The sequence below is a fragment of the Micromonospora sp. A202 genome (assembly GCF_006715105.1).
GTDB classification, from domain to species: domain Bacteria; phylum Actinomycetota; class Actinomycetes; order Mycobacteriales; family Micromonosporaceae; genus Micromonospora; species Micromonospora zamorensis.
Window position 1 is genome coordinate 4,128,956 of sequence record NZ_VFMP01000001.1, and the last position, 17,122, is coordinate 4,146,077.

The window sequence follows — 17,122 nt, forward strand, 5'->3', positions numbered from 1 at the left end:
CGTCTGGGGGGTATGCAGATCGGTGTCTACAGTCTCGGCGACCGCACTCCCGACCCGTTGACGGGTCAGGCGCCAACGGATCACGAGCGGCTACTCAGCACGGCGCGGATCGCCGAGCACGCCGAGGCGGCCGGGTTCGACGTCTTCGCCGTCGGAGAGCACCACAATCCGAAGTACGCCGTGTCCGCCCCGGCCGTGCTGCTCGGCTACCTGGCCGCACGGACGAGCCGGATACTGCTCTCCACGGCAACGGCTCTCATCACCACGAACGATCCGGTCCGGATCGCCGAGGATTACGCGACGGTGCAGCATCTGTGCGGTGGCCGGCTGGACCTCATGCTCGGCCGGGGCATCTTCGGCCCGGTGTATTCGTGGTTCGGCCGCGACGCCGACGACAGTCGCCGACTGGCGGCCGAGAACTACCGGCTGTTGCGCCGGCTGTGGGACGAGGACACCGTCGACTGGTCCGGCGATTTCCGTACGCCGTTGCGGGGTTTCACGGCGGTGCCGCGGCCGCTCGCGGGCCATCCGCCGTTCGTCTGGCACGCGTCGGTATCCAGCGAGGAGACCGCGGAACTGGCCGCCACCCACGGCGACGGCTTCTTCGCCAACCACATCATGTGGCCCTGGCAGCACACCGCCCAGCTGGTCCGGACGTTTCGCGAGCGGTACGCCGCGCACGGCCACGGCACCGCCGAGCAGGCGGTCGTCGGGCTCGGCGGACATGTCTTCGTCCGGCCGAGGTCACAGGATGCGGTCCGGGAGTTCCGGCCGTACTTCGACAACGCGCCCCTCTACGGCCGCGGGCCCTCGCTGGAGGAGCACATGAACACCACCCCGATGACCGTGGGCAGCCCGCAGCAGGTCATCGACGCGGTCCTCGGTTACCGCGAGTACGTCGGTGACTATTCCCGTCAGCTCTTCCTGATCGACCACGCCGGACTGCCGGTGAGCACGGTGCTGGAGCAACTGGACATTCTCGGCACCGAGGTGCTGCCCGTCCTGCGGCGCGAGCTTGCCGCCGGCCCTCCGTCCGCCTGATCGACGCTCGCAGGGCGTCCCGCGGCCGCGCCGCCGCAGGGCGCCCCGATCAGCACTTGACGACCGCTTCAAGCACTGGCAGGAAGCGGACGCGTTCGGTCCCGTCCATAGCGTGCGAGAGGCTCTCGAGCGCGTCGAGCCAGGCCTTCTTCTGCGCCGGGACGAGCTTTCCCTTGTACTTGTCGATGAACTGGGTTGCGTCCTCGAACCTGCCTTCCTTCACTTGGCGGATGGCCTCGAGCACTGAAACGGTGAAGTCAAAGACGCCCTGCTCCGCCTCATCCGCGCCCAGTCGGACCGCCTGGACCAGATCGACAAGGTCGTGGGTGGCGGAGCCGGAGCCCTGCGGATTCAGCTTGCCCGCCTCGTCCAGTTCCAGCCGGGCGACCGCCTCCAACAGCGCTTTCGGTCGCTGCTCCGGCCCGGCCTCCGTGAACTCGACCACCACCTGCTCCTTGGCGCCGAAGCTCAGCAGGGGTCTGACCAGTGCGAGCTTCATGCTGGTCGGGACCCGCCGAGACATCTCGGCGGCCTGGTTCAGCTGTCCCTCGCTCCGCAGGCTCGGGTCCCGCCGCAGCAGTTCGACCTGATCGCGTACGCCCTGCGCGCCCCACACCAGCTCGCCGAACGCCTCGGATACCGGGGTGAGCGGCGATCGGGCCAGCTTGCGGGCGGCCGCCACCACGCCCGCTGTGATCTTCAGCCAGGTGGCGTCCGCATCCGGGCGGGCCGCTGCCGCAGGGACCGACCCGCGGACCGTCCAGCTGTTGTCCAGGTTCATCCCGCCGAGTCCGCCCGAGGAACTCTGTGGCACCTGGTGAACGACAGCCGCGCCGTACTTGCTGAGCAGCCCCATCAGGTTGGACGTCTGGGCCCCTGGCACGCTCTTCAAGCTGCCCGGCGCATCGTCGAGGAAGGGCTGGCCGCGGGTCACCACGATGGGCGTCTTTCCGGCTTGGGCCAGTTGTTCCAGTCGCTCGTTCAGCCACGAGAACACGGCTGGGTCCACCGGCTTGCCAGGGGCCTTGCTGAGCCAGATGAAGTAGTCGCCCTGTTCCTTGTTCGCGGTGGTCACGAGGTCTTTCGGCGGTGGCACCGCCCGGGCCCCGAGCACCGAACTGTCACTGAGCAAGTTCGGTGTGTTCTCGTCCGGCCGCTCGGTGCGGGCGAGGGACATCCGCAACCACTCCGGCGCCGGGCTGAGGTCGCTGTCGCCCTTTGTGCCCGAGTAGGTCTGGGGGGGCGACGTAGTTGGCTCTGCCGACGCCGATTCGGCCGCCGCATTGGACGAACGGAATTCCTTGGCTCTGTGCTTGGGCGGTACGACCTGCATGAGTGACTCGATCGGAATTCCCCAGGCGAGGGCATCTTTCTGTTTGACCAGAATACTGACGGCCCCGGGCACCTTTAGGGGTTCCTGGGAGCGGCTCGGGAGCGTGACATCGTACTCCACCAGCGCGTAGAAAGCGAAGAGCGAAGTGTCCTGGCGCAGCCAGGATCGGTGTTCGATCCATGAATTTGTTTCGACGCTCGTGGTCAGGTAGCCCTGCCCGCCGATAGAAGCTTGACCTCCGACGTTTGCACCAATTGCGACCGGCCCGGTGACGCCGATGGCGACGCCTGCCTGCCCCTTGATGGTCGACACGTCGGCGGTGCCGACCAGATCGGTGCCGTGAGCGTAGCTTTCTATCTCGGTCTTCGGCATATAGTAGACTTGGACAAGCTTAGTAAAGCGAGCCTTCACCCGCAGCTTACCCCCGCTGATTTGGAATACCTGACCGGGGATCGACACCGCGTTGAACCTGGCCCCCTGACCGGTGAACATCTCCTTCAGGCCGGTCCGTAGCGTATCGAAGTGGAGATCGTCGTTGGTAACCAGCCTATCCACAAGCTTGCCCCCGCCGGCAGATTCGACCGCCTCGTAGAGCGCCTTCATTCCGAAAGTGCCCTCGACATGAGCCGCCGCCGGCAGCTTATGACTGAGGCCGAAAGTGAAACTCTGAGCGGGCGCACCCCGGGAAATGGTGCCCTCCGTGGGCACGCTCAGGATAAACTCTTCACCGATATCGAATTTTTTAGGCTTCCGGGTGGAACCGCTGAGCATCTTTTTGGCCTTGCCTAGCGGCGCACTCGCTGAGGTGGTTTCCCAGATCGAGACCTTGAAATCGACCTCGCTAGTGAAGTTCGTCAGGCCATTGATTCGCGCCCCCTTCATGGAGAGCAGGTTCGCGCCACGCGTGTCGCTGTGTTCCTTAACCAATGCCGCTCCAACAACCGGTGCGACCTGCAGGAAACCGTCGTTCAGATTCTCCGGTCGCGTCGTGTTGTTGTAAAGGGCATTCCCCGCCGCCTTCGAATCCACGAAGCGCCTACTGGCGTCCTGGTAGACGTTTTCGCGTTCGTAGATCTTGAAACCGCTTGGACCCGGTCTACTCCGGGACGCCGAAGGGCGCAGCTCGGCTTCTATCTTTATCATGAACGTCCGGCGGTTGGCCTCCAAGGGGAAGACCGCGCCGCCGTCACTCATTCTCGACATGTACGGACTCAGCCCTGCCGGTAGCGCCTGAGCCCCGTTGGCCAGATCGGGGGCATTGAATAATCTGGCGGCCTCTACCATCGCATCCGCGAGCTTTCCGTAACCGTTGTGCAGCATCTGCAACGTCACGGAGAAAAAGTGGCCGTGCTGGATACTCATCGGCGGCTGCATGTCGGGCTCCACCGACGGCTTGGCCTTTTGTTTACGGTCCCCGCTGTTGAGGTACTCGTCCAGGATGTCAAGCCCGTCGAAGCCGTCGCGGTTGTTCTTAACATCTTCCAGATCCACCTGGACGATCAGCTCACCGCGGGTTGTGAACTTGACATCACCCACCCGAATGTGGTTTTCGACTGCGGTACGCACGAGTATCATCTCGCCGTCCTGGAAGACGCCTCGGTAGCTGCCCACCGTGTTCGTCGCCAGGGAACCCGCTCCGGTCCCAGTCGATCCGGTGTAGCTTAGTCCTCCCATTTGTAGCTGACTGCCGCCGCCCTGCTCCATTCCCCCAAACACGCCAATAGGTTTGCCCTTCTGATCCAGTTTATCCCCGCCCTCCTCACGGCCCACCTGACTCTCGACAATGCTCTGGGTGTAGGGGGTCCAGCCCTTTTCGATCCTCGGGGGACCGACCGGACGGACGGACAGGCTCACTTGGTGCCCACCAACGGGAATCGTTCCCCCTCCGGCGAGCGTCCTTACCAGTTGGGTTTTGTAGGTGGAACGTTTGAGCCCTCTCCAGACGTCGACCTCGGACAGGCCGGGCACGTTCTTCAGGAGGTCCTTTTGCAGCTCCCCGACTCCTTTGACGCCGAGCACGGTGTAGAGCGCCATCTTCTTCTCGGTCAAGATCGAGGGCGTACCGTCACTTCCCCCGTCAGCCAACTGCAGGCCGTCGTCAGCCCTGGCGCTCAACTGCGGCTGGTCGGATTGAGGGCGGTCGTTCAACTGCGTTGGTTGCAGGAGCTCCATTTCCGACTCAATGGGCTTCCGGTTGGCAGAAAGGATATCTTTACCGCGCTTGGCGAACCATGTCCACTCAATCTTTGCCTTGAACCTGTGACTGGGCTGTTCCTGACCGTCCGTATCGGACGTCAACGCGGTCGACTGCGTCTCGCCAAACTTGCGCTTGCGCGTCCATGACCATTGTCGACCGTACTGCAATTGCCAGAAGCTGCCGAGGTTGTTCCCGCCGACTCCGCCGTACGCGCCCGCCTCAACCGCCTTGCCACGGGCGCGCTTGGAGGTCAGCGTGTCGATGCTTGTATGGCCGTACTGCACCATCATCGGGGTTTCTCGGAGGGACACGACTGAGTCGGGGACAACCCTGGCCCCCAAGCCGATGACGAGCGCACCCTTCAACACCGACGGGTACGGAAAACTCCAGACAACGCCCGGTTGGGACGGGTCGATGTTCAGCAAGTCGTCGGCCGACGACAACAGCGTGGCCTCTTTCAGTCCCTCGAGGAGCCTCGCCCAGTTAACGTACTTCACGCCCTCTTTGTTGACATCTTTGCCGGTCGGGTCCAGCCCTTGCAACACTTGCCACGCGGAAACCCGACCTGTTCCTTTCGCCTCCGCCGGCAGGTACCCCTCGTTGACCATGAGCGGAACGATCTCGTTGTAGAGCTCCTCCCTCCCGCCGAGCGTCCTGATGTAGTCCATCGTCAGGCCCCAATCGTCACCTGGCGTCCACCACGTTGCTCCCTCTCGCTTCAGCGCGGCGGCCAACTCGACGGCGTCGATTGGCGGATGAATCCCGCCGGACGGGGTTGGACCTGGGGTGGGCGGGAGGGATTCAACAGCATGATCGTCACCTGGCGTTCCCCGCTTTGCTCCCCCTCGATTCAGCGCGGCGGCCAACTCGACGGCGTCGATTGGCGGATGAATCCCGCCGGACGGGGTTGGACCTGGGGTGGGCGGGAGGGATCGCTCTGGGGATTCAACAGCATGCAAGTTTTTCAGAGTGTCCTTATGGACCAAGAAATGCGCGAAGCCCGATATATCCTCGGATTTATTGGTGACCTCGTCGCCGTTCACAGCCAAGCTCAGCTTGACCTTGAACTTGGCCAACACGAGCTGCAAAGAACCTACTACCCGCTGGGCTCGCGTCAGCAGAGCCCGATGATGGCGGATGAACTGGGCGCCATATTCTCTACCGTATTGTGCGCGGCCACCAATTCGTAGGTAACGCGCTATCAGGCGGGCAGCGCCGTTCATGGCTATACGCCACTGCGACGTATTCTCCACGCTAAGCAGATCCTTGCCCACGAAGGCCCGCACATCGTCGAACCGGGTCTCCTCGCTTGTACTTGTGCTCAGCGGGCTGATCTTCATTACTGAGGTGATCGGGGGTTCATCAACGCCAGCGGTGATGCTCAAATTGAACTGCTTGCCCGCCGCTTGCTTGTTCAGGCGGAAGATTTTCGTTGGGTCCTCGCCCGCCCCAGGCCGTAGGATGTCACCCAATTTCATAGTTAGCTTGTCGTTGGACAGCTCCGGCTCCACGTACGACCTGAAAAACGCCCAGTCCTTTTGGGGAAGCCAATCTTGCACCTGGGTGATCACCGTGTCGGAAAGTTGCAGGCGTGACACCGCATGCTCCGCGTCCCACACCGGAAACTGCCACATATTCCTGACGTCTACCGACGTCATATAGTCAGCTTCGGGTTCCTTCGCCTGGCCGACCGGGACGGGCAACGCGAACTCCGCCGTCGTATATCTCACGACGTCCTCACGCAGGTCGCCGTTGGTGTCTTCGAATTTCAGGTCCCGCCACCGACCCGTTTCCCGATCCTGCACCCGCAGCACCCAGTTCACCGGAAGCTGCACCCAGCCCATTTTTTCCTTGATCCGGATCTGTTGGAATCTGGCGGTGTCGCGGGAGGTGAGGCCCCGCCCCGCCACACCGAACTGTCCGCCGCCACTCAACGCCGCATCGAGCCGGGTGGAGCTTGGCAGTCCAGGAACCCCCAGCGCGCCACGACCGAAGACCGCTAAATCCCCGCCGACCGCAGCGCCTGTCGTAGACGAGTCGATAACTTCGTAGTTATCGTATATTCGCAATTCGCCCTTGGATACGGCGAGGTTAGGGTTATCTGCACCGGGCAAGCTTCGCGGGTCCACCTCAGGCGGTCTGGCCGGCACGGCCCACAGCCGTATGCCATACTCCCTCCCGTCGACGGTGACGTCCTTTGCCGCCCCGTCGTCAAGCGCCTGGGTAAACAGAGACTCCAGTGTGCCCCTGACGAAATCCTCGGTGATCTCTCCATCGGCGAACGGTATGGACCGGTTGGCCCAGGCGGCCAGATCGCCCACAAAGGCCATCTCACCGAGGGAGACGAAACCGTCGACCAACTCGCTGGGGTCTTCTCTGTGGCCCTGCGGATTGGGCCGCCCGCCGTGCTTCCCGCTTTCCCACTTCGAGATCGCCCGGTCCGTGATCCACTTCCGCACGGCGCGTCTGTCAAATCTGCTGACGACGAGGTCGACCAGAGGAAGGCGCGTCGGCACCCCCCTCAGCTCGCGCGCCATGTGCGCCAATTCGTCAGCGCCCACCTCGTTTTGTGTGTTCAGCAAATCGGAAGCAATACGCTGGTAATCAGACAAGCCCCTGTAGTGGCGGTCGAGCGGGTGAGCGTAGACCAGACGTCGAATCGAGACCAGCGTGGCGACGTCGTCGCGAGTGACCGCTGGTCGAGTGACCGCTTGTGACGCCGGCGGGGTCTGCAACCACTGCCACAGCTCGTCCAGCTCTGCCTGACGGCTTTCCGGCGAGTCAGGCTGATCGGGACGACGTCGAATGGCCTCTGAGTGGCGTAGGACAATTTTGTTGTTGAGTTCCTGCAACTTGGAGGAATTCGGCTTGACGGCCTTTGCCTTTTGGGCGACCTTCCAAAGGCTCGGGTTCTTGGCCCGCCACGTTTGCTCACCCTTGATCACGCTAGCAGCGCGCCGCACATCCGCCCAGGTCAAAGTTGCCTGCTTGTCGAGCGTGTGGCGAAGCAGCTCCTGCAGAAGCTCAGGCGTCAGTTCCCCCCGCGGCAAGGCGCCGAAATTGTTCTCGGCGTAGAGTTCGTAGGCCGATTCCAGGACCCGGTCCAGAGTCTGCACGTCCGCAGTCTGCAGAGCGACCCCTGGGCTCGGCAACTTCCGGACCATTCGGTTCAGCTCGATCGTGCGATGGTCACCCTTCAAGCCTGTGTGGGGCAAATAGGTATTGTCGATCAGGTCCGCGGTTCCCTGGAAAACCGGTTCGGTCTCACGAGCGCGCCGCTCTTCGTCTCCTAGCCGGGCGAAATGTTCCTGCCGCATCAATGCCGCTATCGAAACTGCTTCCCTCTTTGCCCCCTGCTGTGCGTCGTTGTACAGCTCGTCGGCGTACATATGCAACTTCTGCATATGGGTTGGGGTCACATTGGAGGCCGCCGGGTCCAGTGCCCCCCTCACCACCAACAGGAACCTCTCGTCATCTCTTTCGGCACCGAGACCCAATTCGCTGGTTTCAAAAAAGAAATCCCGGTAGAGTACGGCCTCGAGCAGGAGTCCCGACCGCCGGTCCTGACCTGCCGCCGCCGCCTGATCGAGCAGGTCGTTCACCTTGGTCTGCATCGCTTTTTGCTTGCTCTGGATTTCTGCGCGACTCAACGCGAGCAAAGCCCTGCTGGCGGCCACGTCTGACAGGACACCATCGGCGATATCCTGATCGACACGGGCCCTGATCTGCTCCATCTCCACGTCGGCCCGCTGGACGTCGGGGTGTTCCGCCGATAGCCCTTCTTCTGCCTGCTCGACTTGTCTCTCCAGGACGGGGAGAATCTCGTTGACGTAGCCCAAGTCGGCGAGATTGGCGTTCTCGCTGGCCCGCGACGAGCCCGGCTCGACACCGGCCGCTGGTTCCGCCGTAGTGTCTGGCGCGGCCGTGATGTCCTGCGGCGCAGTGATTTCCGCCGTGGTTGCTGCTGGTGCGGGCATTCGGGGCGGCCGGTTCGCTCCCTCGGCCCACGAGGCGTTCACACTGCTCGCGCCCTGGGCGGCGGTGGCGGCACCGCCAGGGCGAGTGAGTGGAGCATTGTCGCCGCCGACGCCCGCGTAGATCGGGGCCAGGGTATCCATAACCGGCAGTGACACGGAGATGGAGTCCGGATGCCGCGGCAGCGCTCCCGATACCGCCAAGCCCCAACTGTGCATCCTCGCGACCACTTGTTGGGTGCCGTCGGAGGTAGTTGCGGTGACTTTCGCCTGCTGCCCCTGCGCCAAACCGTCGAGATGCGACATCAACTCGGCGTAGCTGTTCACGATCACCGGCTCGGCGAACTCCGTCGGCGGTTCCGCAGCCCGGCTCGGCAGCGAGTCGACCGCCGCACGCGGCACGCCGATCTCGACGCTGCCTGCCGCCAACCGCAGTTGGCCGCGCATCGCCCGGTAGTTGTTGAGCTTCCGCATGTCCGGGGCGGTGGTGATGTCCTCCAGCAGATGCTTCTCAGGGAGCACCCGGACGCCGGACGCGGAAGCGAAGCTTGTGACGGCTCGCTCGCTGGTGATGGGCAGGAACCGGTCGTCGGCCGGGTTCACCAGGTCGACCCGATCCGGCAGATCGAGGTACACGCCAAGCTGGTTGGTGAAGGACAACGCCTCATCGCGGCTGATGGTTCTATTACGCTCCGGGGGAAGGCTTACCGACAGGCGAGCGGCAGTCGTCAGCTCCTCGCGCTCCAGTACGCTCCGCACCCTGATCGAGCCCAGCGCGTCCCCGGGTAGGTGCACCTGCACCAAGCCGTCGATCGATGGCGCATCTCGAACGTGAGCGGGCACCTCCTCAGTGGTGACGCCGAGTTGGAGAGAAAAACCGGAAGGGATCGGCACGAAACCGTCGAGGCAGATCGAGGGTGCGGAAGCGCCTGGCATCACGCACCAACCACGTCGTTGCAGGCGTTGATGCGGTCCTGCATCCGGCCTATCTCCGCTTTGTGCGCTCCATATGTCGGCAGGACGATATCGCGGAGTATGAAATGCCAGAAAACACGATCGATGCCGGTAAGGCAATCGGTGGCGTTGAGCCGCTCGAGCCACCTGCCGGAGGCCCCCCTGCCGCCAACGATGTCGGCGATCGCCTCCACGATGGCAGCGTGGGCGCGGAAGATCTCGGGCTCGCCCGGAAGGCGGGCAGCTCGTTCCTCCTCCAGTTCGCCCTTGGCTCTCACCACCGCCAAAACGTCAGCGAGGGTGACCTTCGTCTTGTCGGCATCTCGCACCGCCTGCAGCAATTCCCTCAACCACAGGAGGCCCACCTGATAGTCACCGACCTTGTGTCCGATGCGGGCCTCGTTCAGCGGGCGCGAGGTGAGGTAGCCGAGAAAGAAAGTGGAGTCGGCCGTCTGGGTGTGCGGTTTAACCTTCTCCGTGGGCCAGCCGTTCAGCGGCTCCAGCGGACGCTCGCCGGCCTTTTCCGGGCCCTTCTGCGCCCGCAGATCCTGCTCGATCAAAACCCGGAGAGCCGCCAGGATCCGATCTTCTCGAAAGAAGGGACTGTCCTTGATCTGCTTGTTGCCATACCGGGAGATCCGCTCACCGTTCGCTATGCTCGCTGATTCCAGATCAGTCAACTCCCGCACAACCGCCCGGGTGAGCAAATCATCTCCATGCTGCTTGAGGTATGACTCGACGTGTTTCCACGTCGGCTGGTTGATGAACCTCGCTACCAGGTCCGATGGACCAGGCTTCGGCGGATGGGCAAGTGCCTCGGCTCGCGTCAACGCACCGTCGGTGAGGCTGCGGTATCGCTCCCGGTAGGCCGACCGGGCCCCCTGCACGTCCCAGAACTTTTCGAAGCCGACCATCGTCGGTTGCACCAAGGACCGGCCGTGCTGGTCGGCAACGATGAATTCCAGTTCATCGTTGCGCTCCGTGGCGACCACCACGCTGATCGCGGGGTTCATCGCCAAAATGTGATGCAGGCTCTCGGCGATCGACGCTTTCAGCGTGGTTCCATGCCTGCTCGGAGCGCCACGGCGTACGTTGACCAGGACGACCAGGCCGCCATGGTTTTTGATGACCTTAGTAATTTCGTCGGTCGCAGTGGATGACGGGGCCGGGCCGAGCAGAATCGTGTTGCCGTCCCTGCGGGCATTGGCTGACACCGACAGCGTCCACGGGGGCTCGGCCGGCAGGTACGGCAGGTACGGCACACCCTGCGAGGTGACGACCACGAATTCGCTGTACGGGTCCTCCATGACGGCTGTTCTCCGATCGACGGAGCCGTCCAAGTCAACCGGAGCGACCGGCTCGGTTCCGGTCGCCCACCACGACTGCCCGGCGTCGTCCTTCACCATCCAGAACGAACCGGGCGTAGGAGACCCCGCAGGTGCGTGCACCAGCGCGGCGGCCGCCCGACCCGACTCGAACTCGCCCAGCACGTTCGCCAGAGGCATGGGCATCGGATTCTGGCCGAGGGCCTCATGGAGGCGTTGTCGAGACAGCGGCCTGGCGAGGGCGCGCAGCTCCGCGAGGGACAGTTTGGGCAGGTCGCCGAAGGTCGCGTAGTACACGGCGGCCAAGGGCGAGAGATCGCCGGCTACGAAGCCGTCACGGCTGACTGTCGGGCGCCCGGCCGCGGAATGGCTGACGAGTTTGGCCACGGACGCCGGTTGGCCCGCCATGTCCAACTCGGCGAGCTGTCGGAGGTTCGCCGCCAGCGTTTCGGGCAGCAGGCGGTAGGCGCTGGCCTGCTCACCAATCCTCTCCAGCTCTGCTTCCGATTCGACCGACCTGAGTCGGTCCTCCAGGCCCGGTGGCACGCCCCCCGGGGCGACACTTCCCGGCAGGGCCAACACCACGCCCAGCTTGTCCTGCAGCCGAAGTGCGCTGTCCAGATCCAGGAGCCCGGAGGATTTCGAGCTGAACGGGACCACCACCACCCGGGCATCGGCGGCTACCAGATCATGCAGATAGGCGCGAAGGCTTTTGGGGTTCGAGACCGAGGCGGGAATGAGCAACGCGGTGGTATCCGGCGTCACCATCTTCCTGGCCAGGTCGTACACCCGATCGTCGACCACCGTCGACAGCGAGGCAGCATCCTTGTACCGGAACATGCCGGGCCCGTCCGTGCTGATCACTTCAAGGCAGTCCGCCAGCACTCCCACGTCGCGCCTCCTCCGCTCTGCCGCCGATGGTCAACGGTCTTCCTGCCACGGGGGCGTCAACAAGTCCTCTCTTCATACGACACCGGGACGCGGTCGTTGAGCAGCGCCGATGACGCCGAGAGGGGTCAGCCGTCCAGCGCATGAGGGAATCGCTCGACGACGACTGAGCGGGGCGGGCCCGCCGGCCATGAGGAAAGCGGGCTCAAGTAATCCTCGAGGCCGGCCGGAGCCTGGTTTCTCCCCGCCCGCTGCGGCCCCTCCGAACCGGCGCTGGAGGCTGCGCGAGGCGCTGGCCGAACGCGAGCTCGACATTCACGAACCGCCAACGGGTCGGCGGACGTCTCCGTAGGGCATGACAACCTGCGCAGATCACTGGTCGCGCGACCGGGTAGCTGAGTGGGTGGCGGCCGGTCAGGCCGCGGTGCGGCTCAGCCGGCGAGGGTGGCTGAAGTGGCCCAGTTCGATCGCCATCCGGGTCAGCTCCGCCTTGTTGCTGACGTTCAGTTTCGCGCGGATCCGCTTCGCGTACGTGTTGACCGTCGCCTGCGAGAGGCCCATGCGGGTCGCGATCTGCGCGTGCGTGAAGCCGGAGGCGATGAGCCGCAGCGTCTCGACCTCCCGCGGCGCCAGGCCGTTCTGCTCCTCGCCCCCGCCGCGGGCGAGCTCGCCCTGAAACTGATCGACCAGCCGCGGGCAGATGTAGAAGCCACCGCGGATGATCACCCGCACCGCCTCCCGCACGTCACGCTGTTCGCTGAGGCTGCTGAAACAACCCCGCGCCCCAGCCCGGACGGCGGCCAGCAGGCTCGGTGACCGGTGCCACGCCGCGCTCACCAGCGGCCTGCCCACCGTTGCCGCCCTCGCGATGTTGTCCGTCCCGCCCGACGGCAACTCCAGCACCACCGCGTCGAACGTCTGACCACCGGCCAGCAGTTCGTCCACGTTCGCCACCGTGGCTGCGACGCGCAGACCGCCGTCGTCGGATGCCAGCTTTTCCAGACCAGCCCGGGAGATGGGCTGATCGGAGACGATGGCCACTGTCAACACCGGGGCTCCTCCAAGCTGTCGGGCCCGTGTTCCACGGGCGCCACTGAGACGGATCCCGGCCCCGTCCGGTTCACGAACCGCGGAAATCCGCCAGCGTCCCGGTCGGTTGCAGTGGCGATGCCCCCCGATGAGGGACTTTCCGTTTCCCGTACGGATCGAGCATGCTCGCCTGGTGTCTCGCGGCGCCCCGGCGTTCGGCGAGGATGGGCAGGGAGCCCGGCGAGGGCTCGGACCAGCGAAGCGGACCGGGGATTGATATCTGTGGCGGACGGCACCGAGCACGTCGAGGAGTTGCTCGGGCTCTACTACCTCGACGAGCTCGACGTGGCCTCGGCCCAGCGGGTGCGCGCCCACCTCGACGCGTGCGGAACCTGCCGCGACGAGGCGGCGCAGGTGTGCGAGGCGCTCGCGGCAATGGCCCTGCTCCTCGACGACCGGGAAGGGCTGGCCAGCATGTACGGCGCGCTCGGCACGTCGGTGCCACCGGCGTTCCCGGCCCGGTTCGCCCCGATCGAGGAGCCCGAGGAGCCGCGGTCCCGAATCGGCTGGCCGCCTCGATCACGCCGGTCCGGCCGCAGCCGCCCCACGGAGTCCGCAGCCCTGACTGATGCGCCGGCGCCCGAACCGGCGCCGCCCGCTCCGACGACGCGCACCGCCGTCGCGCCGGCCAAGGAAACCTCCGCTCCCACGGTGCCGACCGCCGCGCCCGCCGCGCCGCCCGCCAATCCCGCCGCGCCCGCTGGGCGTGCTGTGCCGGCTGCTGCGCCCGCCGCGCCGGCTACCGCACCTGCCCTGCCGGCCGTATCGCTCACGGCGCCGACCGTCGCGCCCGTGGTGCCGGCCGTCGCGCCTGTGGTTGCCGCCGCCGATCCGGCTGCCACGCCGGTGCTACCGACGATCGCGCCGGGCGTACGCACCAAGCCCGTGAAGCGGCCGGCACCGTCGACCGTGCCTGCTCCGATGCCCCTGACCACGCAACCGGCCGGGCAGACGCGACCGGTCCGGCATACCCGGTCGCTGATCGTTTCGATCGGGTTGCTGGCCGCGACCGTCACGCTCGGCGGAACCACCGCGACAATGCTCCTGCGCGAGCACGACGGCGAGCCCAGCACACCGACGGCCCGGGCCGCCGTGAACGCGGCGGCCTCGACGACCGACGTGGACAGCGGGGTGCGCATGACGGTGACGCTGACCGCCAAGGACGGGTCGACCGAGGTGCGCGCGAAGCTGACCGGTCTGACCAAGGGGACCGGTTACCGGCTGTACGGCTACGGCCCGGACGACAACCGATGGGCGGTCGTGAACTGGACCGGCGGGGCGGGCAAGGAGCAGGAGGTGTCCGGCACAGTGCCCGCCGCGATCGCCGGCATCTCGCACGTGACGGTGCTGCGCAGCGACCGCAAGACCGTGGTGACCGTGTACTTCTCGCACGACGCCGAAGCTGAGATCGGCCCCAACGGCGGCTGAGGCTCAGGCGGTGCTGGTGCCGTCCGGGACTGTGGAGTTGATGTCCGCACCAGCGTAGATCTGGGCGGCGTTGTTGAGCCTCCCGACAAACTGGCCGACCAGATCGAGCACGCCGGCGCAGCCCTGCAGCAGTTGGAACTGGCTGTACTGGATCTCCGCGGTCTGGTCCGGGTGGGGATCCTTGAACGGGGCGTACGAGCCGCTGCCGTCGTCGTAGGGGCCGATCCACTTGACGTTGTTGTTGAGCGGAACCCCCTCGTGGTAGACGGCGACCGTGTCCGACTCCTTTGTGGCCCAGAAGATCCAGCTCGACTTGGCGATCGCGGCGTCGCGGAAGCGCTCGAAGTCGGCGATCTGGCCCGTCGTCGCCTGGAGGATCGTTGACTCGGCGTCGTACATCTGGCCGGGGCTGACGTCGTAGGTGCGCAGGTCCGGTTCGGCCGGGTCGCCCGTGGGCGCGTTCGGGTCGGGCAGCAGGTTACCGTGCTCATCGACGGGCTTACCCTCGGTGTTGGTGTAGCCTCCGTGGCCGTCCGAGGTGGGCGCCTCGAAGCCGATGAGGTCCTCGTTTTTCCCGCTGACGTGGCGGCCGGTCGGCCATTCCTGGGTCAGATCGGCCGGGACGACAGAGGTGTTGGGATCGCTCATACCTCAACCTTGCGCGCGCGTGGGGGTGGCGGCAACGTCCCTCTTGGTACGACCCACCGGCGCCGGGGAGAGCCGGCAGCGAGTCGGTCGAGGCGCGGGAGGCGCGCAAGCGGAACAGGCTGTTGGCTGTAGGCTCAGACGGTGCTGGTGCCGTCCGGGACTGTGGAGTTGATGTCCGCACCGGCGTAGATCTGGGCGGCGTTGTTGAGCCTCCCGACAAACTGGCCGACCAGATCGAGCACGCCGGCGCAGCCCTGCAGCAGTTGGAACTGGCTGTACTGGATCTCCGCGGTCTGGTCCGGGTGCGGGTCCTTGACCGGGGCGTACCAGCCGCTGCCCTCGCGGTAGGTACTGCCCCATCTTTCGAGGTTGGTGAGCGGTTCCCCGGTGAGGTAGGTGGGGATTGTGTCCGACTCCTTTGTGGCCCAGAAGATCCAGCTCGACTTGGCGATCGCGGCGTCCCGGAAGCGCTCGAAGTCGGCGATCTGGCCCGTCGTCGCCTGGAGGATCGTTGACTCGGCGTCGTACATCTGGCCGGGGCTGACGTCGTAGGTGCGCAGGTCCGGTTCGGCCGGGTCGCCCGTGGGCGCGTTCGGGTCGGGCAGCAGATTGCCATGCTCATCGACGGGCTTACCATCGGTGTTGGTGTAGCCTCCCTGGCCGTCCGAGGTGGGCGCCTCGAAGCCGATGAGGTCCTCGTTTTTCCCGCTGACGTGGCGGCCGGTCGGCCATTCCTGGGTCAGATCGGCCGGGACGACAGAGGTGTTGGGATCGCTCATACCTCAACCTTGCGCGCGCGTGGGGGTGGCGGCAACGTCCCTCTTGGTACGACCCACCGGCGCCGAGGACAGCCGGCAGCGAGTCGGTCGAACCGCGGGAGGCGCGCAGCGGATCAGGCTGTTAGAGCAGGACAACGAGGTCCTGCGCCAGGCCGCCGAGGGGACCGGTCACCGCTGTAGGCTCAAGGCGGTGCTGGTGCCGTCCGGGACTGTGGAGTTGATGTCCGCGCCGGCGTAGATCTGGGCGGCGTTGTTGAGCCTGCCGACGAACTCACCGACCAACGCGAGCACGCCGGCGCAGCCCTGCAGCAGTTGGAACTGGCTGTACTGAATCTCCGCGATCTGTTGCTGTTGCGGTTGCGGGTCCACGTACTCGGCGTACACGCCATGGTCGGTGGTGGTGCGGCCGCCCCCATTGTAGAAATTGCTGTATTGGACCCCCCCATTCAAGGCGGCGGCCGTGTTCGACTTCATGCCGGCCGAGAAGATCCAACTCGACCTGGCGATCGCGGTGTCGCGGAAATGCTCGAACTCGGCGATCTGGCCCGTCATCGCCTGAAGGATCGTCGTTTCGGCGTCATACATCTGGCCGGGGCTGACGTCGTAGCTGCGCAGGTCCGGTTCGCCCGGATCGCCCGTGGGCGCGTTCGGGTCGGGCAGCAGGTTACCGTGCTCATCGACCGGCTTACCCTCGGTGTTGGTGTAGCCTCCCTGGCCGTTCGAGGTGGGCGCCTCGAAGCCGACGAGGTCCTCGTTCTTCCCGCTGACGTGACGGCCGGTCGGCCATTGCTGGGTCAAATCGACCGGCACGACAGAGGTCTTGGGATCGCTCATGCCTACACCATGCGCGCGCGTTGGGGTGCCGGCAACGTCCCTCTTGGTACGACCCGCCGACGCCGCAACGGGGTCTGGGACGCTGCCCTGCCACGTGGCTACGGTCGGGCTGGGAGGGTGAAGTCCAACCTACGGAGCGTGCATGGTGAGTGACGGTGCAACCAACTATGACGCCTCTGCCGTGCGGATCAACGTGGATATGTACTACATGCACCGGTCCGCGAGCGTTTACCTGGCTTCGCTGATCACCAGCCTGCAGGACGACTGGAGGGAAATCGGCAACACCTGGGACCAGCTCAAGATCGGTTGGGTCGGGGAGAGTTCCGAGGCGGCCGACGCGTTCAACGAGCGCCTCCAGGACGTGCAGAACCGCCTTTTCGGCACCCCCGACCCGGCCGACACCACCAAGGTGGAGACCCCGGGCATCCTCGATCGGGTCCGCTACGGCGCCGTGGTGGCGGCGGCGAACTACAACGCCGCCGAGCACGCCGTGACAGACATGTTCGACGCATTCGTCCACGCCATCGCCGGCGAGGGCGACGGCGAGGGGGGACCGCAGGACAGCACGATGCCGCCGATCACCGTGGACTACAACACCAACCCGTACCCCACGCCGAAGACCGACGGCTGAC

General features: G+C 65.4%; 9 protein-coding genes. 3 read left to right on the forward strand and 6 right to left on the reverse strand.

What is annotated here, in order from left to right:
- Positions 1-12: 12 nt before the first annotated feature.
- The gene (locus FBZ33_RS19290; protein ID WP_141910138.1) at positions 13-1,041 is read left to right on the forward strand and encodes a CE1758 family FMN-dependent luciferase-like monooxygenase; all 1,029 of its coding nucleotides are present in this window, start codon (positions 13-15) and stop codon (positions 1,039-1,041) included.
- A 49-nt stretch (positions 1,042-1,090) separates the two neighbouring features.
- Here the strand turns inward: FBZ33_RS19290 and FBZ33_RS19295 are convergent, their stop codons facing one another.
- The 3 genes from FBZ33_RS19295 to FBZ33_RS32820 all read right to left on the reverse strand — a co-directional run bounded on the left by FBZ33_RS19295 (position 1,091) and on the right by FBZ33_RS32820 (position 12,762).
- On the reverse strand, positions 1,091-9,484 hold the full coding sequence (locus FBZ33_RS19295; protein WP_141910139.1) for a hypothetical protein: 8,394 nt from the start codon (positions 9,482-9,484) through the stop codon (positions 1,091-1,093).
- Positions 9,481-11,715 (reverse strand): hypothetical protein, encoded by a 2,235-nt coding sequence (locus tag FBZ33_RS19300; protein ID WP_141910140.1) that lies wholly within the window; start codon positions 11,713-11,715, stop codon positions 9,481-9,483. Before FBZ33_RS19300 ends, FBZ33_RS19295 begins: the two co-directional genes overlap by 4 nt.
- Positions 11,716-12,126: 411 nt before the next feature.
- Entirely contained in the window at positions 12,127-12,762 is a 636-nt protein-coding gene (locus tag FBZ33_RS32820; RefSeq protein ID WP_185755340.1) for a response regulator transcription factor, read from the reverse strand.
- A 261-nt stretch (positions 12,763-13,023) separates the two neighbouring features.
- Between FBZ33_RS32820 and FBZ33_RS33640 the strand changes: the two genes are divergently transcribed.
- Positions 13,024-14,229 (forward strand): zf-HC2 domain-containing protein, encoded by a 1,206-nt coding sequence (locus FBZ33_RS33640; protein WP_185755341.1) that lies wholly within the window; start codon positions 13,024-13,026, stop codon positions 14,227-14,229.
- A gap of 3 nt (positions 14,230-14,232) precedes the next feature.
- Here FBZ33_RS33640 and FBZ33_RS19315 read toward each other — a convergent pair whose 3' ends face one another.
- The 3 genes from FBZ33_RS19315 to FBZ33_RS19325 all read right to left on the reverse strand — a co-directional run bounded on the left by FBZ33_RS19315 (position 14,233) and on the right by FBZ33_RS19325 (position 16,490).
- The gene (locus FBZ33_RS19315; protein WP_141910143.1) at positions 14,233-14,877 is read right to left on the reverse strand and encodes a hypothetical protein; all 645 of its coding nucleotides are present in this window, start codon (positions 14,875-14,877) and stop codon (positions 14,233-14,235) included.
- A 134-nt stretch (positions 14,878-15,011) separates the two neighbouring features.
- The gene (locus FBZ33_RS19320) at positions 15,012-15,656 is read right to left on the reverse strand and encodes a hypothetical protein (protein WP_141910144.1); all 645 of its coding nucleotides are present in this window, start codon (positions 15,654-15,656) and stop codon (positions 15,012-15,014) included.
- Positions 15,657-15,824: 168 nt separating this feature from the next.
- On the reverse strand, positions 15,825-16,490 hold the full coding sequence (locus FBZ33_RS19325) for a hypothetical protein (protein ID WP_141910145.1): 666 nt from the start codon (positions 16,488-16,490) through the stop codon (positions 15,825-15,827).
- A gap of 145 nt (positions 16,491-16,635) precedes the next feature.
- Between FBZ33_RS19325 and FBZ33_RS19330 the strand changes: the two genes are divergently transcribed.
- Positions 16,636-17,121, forward strand: a complete 486-nt coding sequence (locus FBZ33_RS19330; protein ID WP_141910146.1) for a hypothetical protein — start codon at positions 16,636-16,638, stop codon at positions 17,119-17,121.
- The last annotated feature ends 1 nt before the right edge of the window (position 17,122 follow it).